Source organism: Chryseobacterium camelliae (genome assembly GCF_002770595.1).
Taxonomy (GTDB): Bacteria; Bacteroidota; Bacteroidia; order Flavobacteriales; family Weeksellaceae; genus Chryseobacterium; species Chryseobacterium camelliae.
Window position 1 is genome coordinate 4,299,023 of sequence record NZ_CP022986.1, and the last position, 12,310, is coordinate 4,311,332.

Annotated in this window: 10 protein-coding genes; 7 read left to right on the forward strand and 3 right to left on the reverse strand. The window is 42.9% G+C overall.

Annotated features, from left to right (window positions below; translation table 11 throughout):
* Positions 1-160 precede the first annotated feature (160 nt).
* Positions 161-1,519, forward strand: coding sequence for an oxygen-independent coproporphyrinogen III oxidase (gene hemN, locus CGB83_RS19680; protein WP_100077366.1), 1,359 nt, complete (start codon positions 161-163; stop codon positions 1,517-1,519).
* 176 nt (positions 1,520-1,695) lie between these two features.
* Here hemN and CGB83_RS19685 read toward each other — a convergent pair whose 3' ends face one another.
* The gene (locus CGB83_RS19685; RefSeq protein WP_100077367.1) at positions 1,696-3,066 is read right to left on the reverse strand and encodes a PQQ-dependent sugar dehydrogenase; all 1,371 of its coding nucleotides are present in this window, start codon (positions 3,064-3,066) and stop codon (positions 1,696-1,698) included.
* A gap of 218 nt (positions 3,067-3,284) precedes the next feature.
* Between CGB83_RS19685 and secD the strand changes: the two genes are divergently transcribed.
* The 5 genes from secD (at position 3,285) to CGB83_RS19710 (ending at position 9,521) form a co-directional block, all read left to right on the forward strand.
* Positions 3,285-6,194 carry a protein translocase subunit SecD gene (secD, locus tag CGB83_RS19690; RefSeq protein ID WP_100077368.1) on the forward strand — a complete coding sequence of 970 codons (2,910 nt, stop codon included), beginning with the start codon at positions 3,285-3,287 and terminating at the stop codon, positions 6,192-6,194.
* Between the two features lie 257 nt (positions 6,195-6,451).
* Complete coding sequence (locus tag CGB83_RS19695) at positions 6,452-7,672, forward strand: TCR/Tet family MFS transporter (RefSeq protein ID WP_100077369.1); 1,221 nt, start codon at positions 6,452-6,454, stop codon at positions 7,670-7,672.
* A gap of 127 nt (positions 7,673-7,799) precedes the next feature.
* Positions 7,800-8,135, forward strand: a complete 336-nt coding sequence (locus CGB83_RS19700; RefSeq protein ID WP_100077370.1) for a Sec-independent protein translocase subunit TatA/TatB — start codon at positions 7,800-7,802, stop codon at positions 8,133-8,135.
* 4 nt (positions 8,136-8,139) lie between these two features.
* Positions 8,140-8,706, forward strand: a complete 567-nt coding sequence (locus CGB83_RS19705) for a phosphatase PAP2 family protein (protein ID WP_100077371.1) — start codon at positions 8,140-8,142, stop codon at positions 8,704-8,706.
* Positions 8,703-9,521: a tetratricopeptide repeat protein gene (locus tag CGB83_RS19710; RefSeq protein WP_100077372.1), complete on the forward strand. Its 819-nt coding sequence runs from the start codon at positions 8,703-8,705 to the stop codon at positions 9,519-9,521. The genes CGB83_RS19705 and CGB83_RS19710 overlap by 4 nt, the downstream gene beginning before the upstream one ends.
* A gap of 105 nt (positions 9,522-9,626) precedes the next feature.
* Here CGB83_RS19710 and CGB83_RS19715 read toward each other — a convergent pair whose 3' ends face one another.
* Positions 9,627-10,100, reverse strand: a complete 474-nt coding sequence (locus CGB83_RS19715; protein ID WP_100077373.1) for a 23S rRNA (pseudouridine(1915)-N(3))-methyltransferase RlmH — start codon at positions 10,098-10,100, stop codon at positions 9,627-9,629.
* A gap of 31 nt (positions 10,101-10,131) precedes the next feature.
* Between CGB83_RS19715 and CGB83_RS19720 the strand changes: the two genes are divergently transcribed.
* Positions 10,132-11,082: a YihY/virulence factor BrkB family protein gene (locus tag CGB83_RS19720; RefSeq protein WP_100077374.1), complete on the forward strand. Its 951-nt coding sequence runs from the start codon at positions 10,132-10,134 to the stop codon at positions 11,080-11,082.
* Between the two features lie 48 nt (positions 11,083-11,130).
* Here the strand turns inward: CGB83_RS19720 and nhaA are convergent, their stop codons facing one another.
* Positions 11,131-12,309, reverse strand: a complete 1,179-nt coding sequence (nhaA, locus tag CGB83_RS19725; protein WP_100077375.1) for a Na+/H+ antiporter NhaA — start codon at positions 12,307-12,309, stop codon at positions 11,131-11,133.
* Between the last annotated feature and the right edge of the window lies 1 nt (position 12,310).

A 12,310-nucleotide genomic window follows, 5' to 3' on the forward strand; every position in this document is an offset into this window, starting at 1 on the left:
TTTTACTGAGTATCATAGAATGATTCATAACAGCCAATCATGATATTTTACTTTTTCGATGAAGTCTCCGGCATTTCACTATTCAAAATTCATCAGTAATGGTTAATTTTGCACAATGGATTCCGAATGCATTCAAACGGGATTTAAATTTTAACTGACAATGAATTCTTTAATAGATAAATATAATATTCCCGGGCCCCGTTACACGTCTTATCCAACGGTTCCGTATTGGGATGAAAGCAGTTTCTCGCCTCAGAAATGGGAAGAAACGGTAATCAGGTCATTCCGGGAAAGCAATGCGGAAGAAGGTATATCCATTTATATCCACCTGCCTTTCTGTGAAGCTTTATGTACTTTCTGTGCCTGCCACAAAAGAATCACCAAGCAGCACAGCGTAGAAGTTCCGTATCTGGAAAGCGTTCTGAAAGAGTGGAAACTGTACCTGAACCTTTTTGATGAAAAACCGAAGCTGAAAGAGCTGCACCTGGGAGGCGGAACACCGACGTTCTTTTCACCTAAAAATCTAAAAACATTGCTGGAAGGCATCTTTGCCGGCGTGGATATAGCAGACCATCCTGAATTCTCCTTTGAGGGGCATCCCAATAATACAACAAGAGATCATCTTCAGACCTTATACGATTTAGGCTTCAGAAGAGTAAGCTTCGGGGTACAGGATTATGACCTTAAAGTACAGAAAGCCATCAACAGAATCCAGCCTTTTGAAAACGTACAGCAGGTAACCGAATGGGCGCGGGAAATCGGGTATACAGGAATCAGCCATGACCTGGTTTTCGGATTGCCGCACCAGCATTGGGACGCGATGGAATATACCATCCGAAAAACCATGGAGCTAAAGCCGGACCGGCTGGCTTTTTACTCTTATGCGCATGTTCCATGGGTGAAGGGTGTCGGGCAAAGAGGCTTTGACGAAAACGACCTTCCAAGCGGAGAAGAAAAACGCAGGTTGTATGAAGACGGTAAAAGATTGCTGCAGGAACTGGGATACATAGAAGTAGGAATGGACCACTTTGCCCTTGAGCATGATGATCTGTACCAGTCGCTTATCCATAAAAATCTCCATCGGAACTTTATGGGATATACCTCCAGCAAAACCCAGTTAATGGTAGGTTTGGGCATGTCTGCTATTTCAGATTCATGGTATGCTTTTGCCCAGAATGTAAAAACCGTTGAAGAGTACCAGGCTCTCGTAGAGCAGGGAAAAATCCCTGTGGTTAAAGGTCATATCCTGAATGAGGAAGACTTGATTGTAAGGAGGCATATCCTGAACCTCATGTGCCAGCTGGAGACGTCATGGGACCTTCAGAATGCTTTTCCTGAACTGAGCAATGCACTGGATATGCTGAAAGAAATGGAAAAAGATGAACTGGTGGAACTTCATGACCATCAGATAAAAATTACTGAAAAAGGAAGGGCATTCACCAGAAATGTTGCCATGGTTTTTGACCTCAGGATGATGAGGAATAAGCCTGAAACAAGGATTTTCTCCATGACCATCTGATGTGCCTGCATTTAGCTTACTAAAAAATAGTGCTTTCTAGCGGGAAAATTCCGCACCGGCTACCGGATTAATGGTCAAGAAATTGACAGAGGAATTTTCGGTTATTTTAAGTCTATCTGAATAAAATCCCGGCCGTATACGGCCGGGATTTGCATGAAAGTATTAAAAATAAAAAGTTATTTAATGATGATTTTCTGGCTGTATGACCTGAGATCTCCGGATTTGACATTGATAAAATAGGTGCCTGCCGGGATTCCGGTGATGTTAACGCTGTAATCACTTTCCACCTTGGCAGAATCCAGTACTTTTCTTCCTTCAATAGTGGTAATGTCAGCCGTCATATCGGTACCGTAAAACCCGTCAATAAAAATCCTCTCGGAAGCCGGGATAGGATATATCCTCACGGGTGCGGCGAAGCCTCCGTTATCCTGAGTAGCGAGGGTTCCTGTGGTAATCCGGTAGATTTTCCCGTTGTTTACAGCTGCTACAAAGAGCTCATTCTGATTATTGATCCCGAATGTTGAAAAATTATTTCCACTGAAAGCCGGCGTCCAGGTGATCGTATTATCAGCATTCAGCATACCGATCTGGGTAGAGCAGTAATCGGCAAAAAAGTATTTTCCGCTCAGGGCAGGATAGGCAGATCCGCGGTATACATATCCTCCGGTAATCGAACATCTGTTTCCGGAATGGTCGTACACTGCCACCGGGAACGTCATGGTTGAAGCAGCCGCACAGCCTGAGGTATTGTACGCATTATTTCCTTCATAGCATCTCCAGCCGTAATTAACGCCTGCCTGTGTTACCGGAATCCTGTTGATTTCCTCAATCTGGCCTTGTCCCACATCAGCAATCATCGCATTTCCTGTTGCCGGATCAAAAGAAAATTTCCAGGCATTTCTGAGTCCGTATGCCCAGACTTCATCAGCACCGTCCACACCCACGAAAGGATTGGTCGGCGGTATGGCATACGGAGCGGTACTGGTATTCACATCGATCCTCAACATCTTTCCAAGCAGAGAATTCTTGTTCTGGGCATTGTTGTTAGGGTCTCCGCCGCTGCCGCCGTCACCGGTAACGATCCATAAATAACCGTCTGAACCGAAGTGGATGCTGCCACCGTTATGGTTGTCAAATGGTTTAGGGATGTTAAGCAGTATTTTTTCAGTTGAAGGATCAGCCACATTAGGATCGGTAGCACTTACCGTATATCTGGATACAGTGAGGTTGCCGGCAGTGTCGTTATAATAGACGAAAAAGTATCCGTTCGTAGCATACTGCGGATGGAATGCCAGTCCTAAAAGACCGCGCTCACCGCCAAAAGTGACTTTTGAACTGATGTTTAAAAAATTGGCAGCATTAACAGCTCCGCTGGGCTGTACGATTTTAATGATTCCGTTCTGCTGTACCACAAAAAGCCGGCTGTCATTCGCATGCGTGATCTCTACAGGACTCGTCAGCCCCGTAGCAAACTCCTGCAGACTGATGGTCTGCGCATTAAAAATTAGAGAACAAAAGACGCTCCCTGCAAAAAGTAGTTTTTTCATAATATTTTGATAGTTAATGGTTTGAAATTATGTATGAAAAATCTGTACCAAGTAAAATTGAAAAATCGTTGAAAATACAGCCGAATATTTAATAAATATCTAATATGGGTGAAAAGACCGATATATCTGGAAATAAACCATTTCTGCTGTTAAAAATTCATAAACTATCAAGAAAATCATTATATTTGCCGACTTAATTTAACGTAGTTTATAACAAAATGCAAGGAAAAGGACTTATTACAATTGTTGCTATTGTACTGGGGCTAATTTGCTTAAATGAGCTGTTACCCACCTGGTACGTGAGCAAAATTGAAAAGCAGGCAGCTGCTGTCGCAGGAGACAATCCGGAAAAGTATCAGAAAGAGATTGCAAGGCTTTCTAAGGATACACTGAACTTGGGGTTTACCAAACTTTATTACACGAAAGCTAGGGACAAGGAAATGAAACTCGGTCTTGACCTTAAGGGAGGGATCAACGTCCTTTTGGAGATCAACCAGAGAGACTTGGTGAATGATTTAACCAATTATTCTACCAATCCTGTTCTTATCGAAGCTTTGAACAAGACAGATGAAGTACAGAAAAATTCCACTAAATCGTATATCGATAACTTTTTTGATCAGTTCGATGCGATTAACAAAGCTAAAGGAACCAACCTGAAACTGGCTGATCCTGAGCTTTTCGGGAATACGAATCTTTCCGAGATCAAGTACAACACCACAGATGAGCAGGTGAAAAGCATCATCAAAAGAAGAATCGACCTTTCCGTAGGAACCGCTTTTGAGGTAATCAGGACAAGGATCGACAAGATGGGTGCCGTACAGCCTAACGTTCAGAGGGTTCCGGGTACTGCCAGGATTTCTGTGGAAATGCCGGGGATGAAGGACATCGATAAAGTAAAGAAAATGCTCCAGACTTCAGCAAAACTTCAGTTCTGGGAAGTACAGCAGGTTCCGGAAGTAGCACCTTATTTTCAGACTCTGGGGACCATGGTAGCTGCTAAAGCAGATTCAATGGGAGTTGCGAAGAATACCAACTTTATGAATCTTCTGCACATCGATAAGCTGAGAACCAATGGTGTAGCTAATGTTAAATTGTCTGATACTGCTGTAGTGAATAAAATCCTGAACAGCAAAGTAGCCCAGTCTCTACGTCCGGCCAATATTAAATATACCCAATTCATGTGGGGATACAAGCCTGAAGCTAACGATTCCGAAAGCCTTGTTTTGTATGCCATCAGAAGCAATATCAATCAAAAAGCTCCGGTAGACGGTGCTGTTGAAAGCGCCAACATCAGTTATGACGAACTGGGAAGGGTAGTGGTAGACATGCAGATGGATTCCAAAGGAGCCAAAGAATGGAAAACCCTTACCGAGAAAAATGTTGGGAAGCCGGTTGCCGTAACCCTGGATAACAGAGTGTATACTGCTCCGAACGTAGTCAGTGCCATTCCGAACGGTAGGACCCAGATTTCCGGGAACTTCTCGCAGGAGGAAGCCAAAGAACTGGTAGATGTTCTTGGTGCCGGTAAACTTCCGGCAGGAGCTAAAGTAGTTCAGGCGACTCAGGTAGGTCCGTCATTGGGTCAGGAGTCGATTGATGCAGGGATGCTGTCTTTTGCCATCGCATTCTTAATCATCATTGCCTATATTATTTTCTATTATGGCGGGGCCGGAGTGTATGCGGTGATTGCTATGATCATCAACCTGTTCTATATCTTCGGAATTATGGATTCCGTGGATGCCACCCTTACTCTTCCTGGTATTGCAGGGATTGTACTGACGATGGCCATGGCGGTGGATACGAACGTAATTATTTATGAAAGAACCAAAGAAGAGCTTTTCGCCGGAAAAAGCATTCTTGAAGCTTATAAAGACGGTTTCAAACACGCGTTAAGTGCTATTGTTGACGGTCACTTAACGACATTATTAACGGCCGGTGTTCTTTTCCTTTTCGGAACCGGACCTATCAAAGGATTTGCCCTTACATTGGGAATCGGTATCTTAATGACGTTCTTTACTTCGGTATTAATTTCCCGAGTAATGATCTTCTCAAGGCTGAACAAAGGAAAGCACCTTTCCGTATGGACCGCTCCTACGAAAAATATGTTCAGGAATACCTGGATCGATTTTATCGGAAAAAGAAAATATGCATATATCGTTTCTGCGATTTTAACAGTGGTAAGTATCGCTTCTATTGCGATCCACGGATTTAAATACGGGATCGACTTTACAGGAGGTAGGAATTATGTAGTAAGATTTGACAAACCGGTGAACGCTGAAGATATCGAAGGTAACCTGGTCAAAATATTCCAGACGGAAGATGGGAAAAACTCTTCTGTGGAAGCCAAGACTTTCGGAAATGATAAGCAGCTTAAAATTTCTACCGATTACCTGATCGGGGATGAATCTTTAAAAGCAGACCAGACCGTAGAACAGAAGTTGTTCACAGGGCTGAAGTCAAGCTTACCGGCTAATATGACACTGGCTGATTTCAAATCTGCAGATAAAGACCACGCAGGAATCATTTCTTCCGAGAAAGTAGGTCCTACTGTAGCAGATGACATTCAGAAACACGGTATTTTAGCGGTTGTAGCAGCCTTAGCAGGGATCTTTATCTACATCCTTGTACGATTCAGAAAATGGCAGTTCTCCCTGGGTGCCGTTGCAGCATTGTTCCACGATGCGGTGATCATCCTGGGTGCTTACTCACTGCTTCATAAGTTTATGCCGTTCAACATGGAGATCAATCAGGATTTCGTTGCGGCCATCCTTACGGTATTAGGATATTCCATCAATGATACGGTAATCATCTTTGACCGTATCCGTGAATACCTGAAAGAGAAAAAATCCCTGACGTTGGCAGGATTGTTTGACGATTCCATCTCCAGCACGCTGGGAAGAACCTTCAACACTTCCTTCACAACGATCCTTGTTATCCTGGCCATCTTTATCTTCGGTGGTGATAACCTGAGAGGATTTATGTTTGCCATGCTGATCGGTATCGCGTTCGGTACCTACTCATCCATCTTCATCGCTTCGGCTATTGCCTACGATTTCCTGAAAACAGGAAAAGAAGAAGATGTACACGGTAAATCAACATCCAGTAAAGAAGTCCTTGCTTCAAAATAAGAACTACACTAAATAAGATAAGACAGACTGCCTGAAAAGGTGGTCTGTTTTTTTTAGATTATAGATTATAGATTATAGATTATAGATTATAGATTATAGATTATAGATTATAGATTATAGATTATAGATTGGTTGATAAGCAACAATTTCAATTCTTGCCTATAATAGCTGAAACGACCGCTTACAAAACTCATCACTGATAACTTCTAACTCATAACTCATCCCTATATCTCCAAATTTATTATTTTTGCATCATTATGGATAACACAAAGAAGAAAGCAGCCATCGGCTTCATATTTATTACCTTACTGATTGACATAACCGGCTGGGGAATCATCATCCCCGTTGTTCCCAAACTGATCGAAGAACTGATTCATGCTGATATCAGCGAAGCTGCAAAATATGGTGGCTGGCTTGGATTTGCCTATGCATTCACCCAGTTTATATTTTCTCCTCTGGTAGGAAATCTCAGTGACAAATACGGAAGAAGGCCCATTATTCTGATTTCGCTGTTCGGATTTGCTGTAGACTATATTTTCCTGGCACTGGCCCCTACCATCTGGTGGCTGTTCCTGGGAAGGGTTATCGCCGGAATCACGGGGGCGAGTGTCACAACGGCCAGTGCCTATATTGCGGATATATCTACGGATGAAGACCGGGCTAAAAATTTCGGGCTGATAGGTGCCGCTTTCGGGCTTGGTTTTATCATAGGCCCGGTCCTGGGTGGCGTTCTGGGGCATTATGGTGCCAGAGTACCTTTCTACGCGGCGGCAGGATTATGCCTGCTTAATTTCCTGTATGGGTATTTCATCCTTCCGGAAAGTCTTGATAAGGATAAAAGGAGGGAATTCAGCTGGAAAAGGGCCAATCCTGTAGGCTCATTTAAATTTTTAGGGAAGCACCCTGAAATTTCTGGGCTGATTGCGGCACTCATCCTGATCTATATCGCCGGCCATGCTGTACAGAGCAACTGGAGTTTCTTTACCATGTATAAATTCAACTGGACCGAAAGGATGGTCGGGATTTCACTCGGTGTCGTAGGGTTATTGGTCGGACTGGTACAGGGAGGGCTGATCCGCTGGACTACTCCGAAACTGGGAGAACAGAAAAGCATCTATTACGGACTTACCCTGTATGCCATAGGAATGCTATTATTCGCCTTTGCTTCCCAGGGTTGGATGATGTTCGTATTTCTGATCCCGTATTGCCTGGGCGGGATATGTGGTCCTGCACTTCAATCGGTGATTACGAAAAGTGTCCCTTCCAATGAGCAGGGTGAATTGCAGGGGGCACTGACCAGCCTGATGAGTGCCACATCCATTATCGGACCGCCGATGATGACAAATCTTTTCTACTATTTCACGCATGATGATGCACCCTTTGAGTTTTCAGGAGCACCATTCTTCCTGGCTTTTATTCTGATGGCAGTAAGTGTCGTGATGACATATTATGCTTTTAATAAAGAAAAGAAAATCTGATCTGTTAAATTCAATTTCTTACTTATTGAGAGTCATTGAATATGAGGGTGATGCGAACCAGTCTTAAAATTTCTTTAAAATATAAGATTAATTAAATTATATGTATAATCTTTCGTAATTTTACTTCATGGAACTAAGTTTTGGAGAAATGGCACTGATTGCCATTGCAATCGTAGTCTTATTCGGGCCGGACAAGCTCCCGCAAATCGCGCGTGACCTTGGGGCTGGGGTAAGAAAAATGCGTGGTGCCGTGGAAGATATCAAAACCGAAATCATGAAAGAGACAGATAATCCCGTATCTGAAATCAAACGTGAGATCGAAAAGGTAAAAGATGCCGCAAAAGAGTACAATCCTATGCAGGAACTGCAGAAAAATGCAGTACATGAAACGCCTGCTGTCACTGAACCTGAAAAGCCCAAACCTTCAGAAGACGAAACGTATGAAGGTCCTGTAAGCAGATAGCCTCATGGAAGAGCTTATCCAGGAAGACAAAAAAGTCTTTTTATTTCTCAATAATCTGGGAGATTCATCATTTGACCAGTTCTGGATGATGATTTCCGGCACGTGGATCTGGGTCCCGTTATACATTATATTCCTTTATTTCCTGTACAAAAATTACAAGCTGAGATCACTGGTGTTCATTCTTGTTTTTGTAGCCATAGGTACTGTGGTATCGGACCAGCTTGCAGGAGTTTTCAAATATGGTGTGGCAAGGTTAAGGCCCTGCCATGATCCCACTCTGGAACATCATATGAGAATCGTGAAATGCGGCGGGCAGTACGGTTTCTATTCCGCCCATGCCTCTAATACGTTTTTTTTGGCTACTTATTTAAGTATTCTCTTGAAAAAGAAGCTTAAATGGTTTCCTTATGCTATATTTGTATGGGCAGCGGCAGTTGCTTACAGCCGGATTTATTTAGGCGTGCATTTCCCGATAGATATTTTGGTGGGGGCGTTTGTTGGACTTTTATTGGGGGGTGTATTTGCTGCACTGGCCGGAAAAGTAATCCACAAACAAACAATAACCGAATGAAAAAACATCTATTATCTCTAGCCCTGGTATCTGTATCCTGGTACAGCTATGCCCAGGATGCCAAGAAAGCAGAAGAATGCTTCAAAAAGGCAGATTATCAGTGTGCTGAACAACAGTATTCACAGCTGGCAGAGAAAGAACACATCCAGAAATTCCAGTCGGAGTATTACAATAACCTCGGAACGGCGCAGAGAAGGCTCGGTAAAACCACCCAGGCTTTTAAATCCTATGAATATGCGCTGAAAGCCAATCCTGTGTCTGCACCGGTGTATGCTAATTTAGCATCATTACACAGCCAGAAAGGAAGCAAAGAGAAGGCATTGCAATATATCGGGCAGGGACTGAAAGTAGATCCGGAAAATGCCGACATGTACCTTACCCGGTCTAAAATTTATGACAGCCAGGGAAAGAAAGATCTGGCCATGAAAGACCTCAATCAGGTTTTGAGCTTTGCCCCGGATAATATCTATGCCAGGACCGGACTGGCCAATCTGAAAAAGAATAACGGTGATCTTGAGGGTGCGCTGAAAGATTACAACCAGTTGATCTCTGAAAAACCGGAATCGCTGCTGTATAACGGAAGAGCGGATATCTATCTTAAGATGAAAAAGTCTAAAGAGGCATTGACAGATATTAATAAGGCTATCGCGATAGATCCTAAATTTGCACAGTCTTATGTGACCAAAGCCATGATTCTGTTCGATAATGCTAAAACTAAAGAAGCCTGTAACACACTGGATAAAGCCGTTAGCCTTGGTTATGAAAAAGCAGTCCTTGCTGACTATTATGCTAAATGCGCTGTGAAATCCAAATAAGAAAGTACAGTCTATTTCGAAGCTTTCAAAACATACATAAAGGCTGTCTCACTATTGTAAGGCAGCCTTTTAATATCATTAATACATTTTACACTATATCTTACCTCAGTCATTGTGATACGGCTTCCCCTGTAAAATCTGGTCCGCCCTGTAGATCTGTTCAACAATAAACAGTCGGATCATCTGATGGGTAAAAGTCATTTTGGACAGGGAAATTTTTTCGTTGGCTCTGGTATAAATATCCTCAGAAAAGCCGTAAGCGCCGCCGATCAGGATATGGATTTTCTTTACGGAAGACCCCATCCATGAATCTATTTTCTGCGCCCACTCCCTGCTGGTATATTGTTTGCCTTTTTCGTCCAGGAGAATGATGAGGTCATTTTTATCCGTATGGGAAAGAAAAAGCCTGGCTTCTTCCTTTTTCAGGAGGTCCGGAGAAAGGTTTCGGGCATTTTTCACATCCGGTATTTCAATGATGTCAAAATTCCAGTGTTTCGGCAGGCGTTTGAGATAATAGCTGATGAGCGAGGTGATCTCTTTGTCGTCTGTTTTGCCGATGCAAAGTAAATTAATCTGCATTTCTTATATTTGCTAAGCACAAATATACTTTATGGGTATAAAACTTCCTAAATTTATCTTGAAAATTCAAGACTTTTTCGACAGCATTCATATCCCGCTTCTGGGAATATCTCTCCTGGAGATGTTCCGCATTTACTTTAAGGGGGTTTTCAAAGATAAGATCGGACGTAAGGCGGCAGCGATCTCCTGGAGTTTTACCATCAGTCTTTTTCCCATGATCCTGTTCCTGTTATCGGTACTGCCTTATATGCCGCATTATGATAAGCTTCAGTTTTATATTTTTGAGGTTTTACTGCATAACATCATACCTACCAATATGGAAGGGGATGTAAAAGGATATATTGAAGACAGCATCATTCCCAATATGAAAGGGCTCAGCAACCTGACCATTATCCTGGCTCTGGTCTTTGCGACGAACGGTACATTTTCCCTCATCAACGGATTCAACGAAAATTCAGAAGAGAAGCTCCCGGATGTAAAAGAATTCATCCTTTCATTTTTTATCACAATTGGCTTTATTACCATCATATTCTTAGCGATCTTCGGAATCTATTATTCTGAAGTAGTACTGAAATTATTTACGCCTTCGTATGACATTTCCTGGCTCGTAAAGAACCTTTCCAAAATCATCGGGTTTGTTTCCTTTCCTCTGTTCTACTTTATTCTCCTGGCTATGTTTTACTGGCTTGGAACAGTGAAAATTTCCCGTTTCAGACAGGCTGTTCCAGGCGCGATCCTGACAACAGTTTTATTTGTCCTCACTACATACCTGTTCGCCCTGTATGTTAAAAATATTGCCCGTTACAACGTATTGTATGGATCCATTGGCAGTATGATCCTTTTAATGATCTGGATTAACGTAAATGTTTACCTGCTGCTGTTCGGGAATGAGCTTAACCTGGCTATCAGGAAGCTCAGGACAGAGAAAATTTTATCAGACCAGCTTAAGGAAGAAGAGACCATAGCCCGGGAAGACAAATAGTTATTTCAAAGTAATCTGATGATCATCTTCAATGATATGGATGAAAGATTATTGGATTTCCTGCTGGGATTTTTTGTCTGAACTGGTCTTCAATATCAGGAAACCTAAAGATCCGGCAAGCACTGATGCAATCAGGATCGCAAACTTGGCGTCATTCTGAATCTCAATATCGTTTTTAAAGGATAAAAGGGCAATAAAAATAGACATTGTGAAACCGATTCCGGCCAGAAGACCTGTTCCTGCCATTTGAAGCCATGAACTGTTCTGGGGCAAAGCACTTAGCTTTAAGCGGATCGCCAGAAATGAAAACAGGTTGATACCTATCAGTTTTCCCAGCACCAGTCCTGCAATAATCCCGATTCCAAGGCTGCTGGTGAGGCTGGATGCCATGCCGCTGCTGAAGGTAATATTGGTGTTGGCCAGTGCAAAGATTGGCATGATCAGGAAATTTACCGGTTTATGGAGCTGGTGTTCCAGCTTTTCAAGCGGGGAAATGATGGTATGTGAGGTATTGGTAGGAACGGAAAATGCCAGCACCACGCCTGCAATCGTTGCATGGATCCCGGAATGATGGAGGAAATACCATAAAGCAAGCCCGGGAATGATATAGAAAAAGATTTTTTTTACCTTCAGGAAATTGAGTATAAACAAGAGCAAGGCTACCCCTGCGGATAACAGCAGGTAGGTCCAGTGGATCTGTTCCGTGTAAAAAACAGCAATCACCAGGATCGCTCCCAAGTCATCCACAATAGCCAGTGCAGCCAGGAAAATTTTGATGGACGGCGGAACCTTAGTCCCGAGAAGCGATACGATAGCCAATGAAAAGGCAATATCGGTAGCCATTGGGATGCCCCAGCCGTTGCTGTATTGCGTTCCTGTATTTAGCAGGCTGTAAATTACTGCAGGAATAATCATTCCTCCCAAAGCTGCAAAAATAGGCAGGGAGGCATTTTTAAAAGACGAAAGTTCCCCTTCTATGATTTCCCGTTTGATCTCAAGGCCTACCAGCAGGAAAAATACGGCCATCAGACCGTCATTAATCCAGGTACTGACAGAATAGTTCAGGTGCAAAAAATCTGTTCCCGCCCGAAGATCAAGAAATGCCTGGAAACTATCTTTCAGAGAGGTATTGGCAATACCCAGTGAAATGATGACGCAGAGAATCAGCAGGATCCCGGAAGAACGGCTGTTATTAAAAAAATTAGTAAAATAAGTCGATAATTGCATG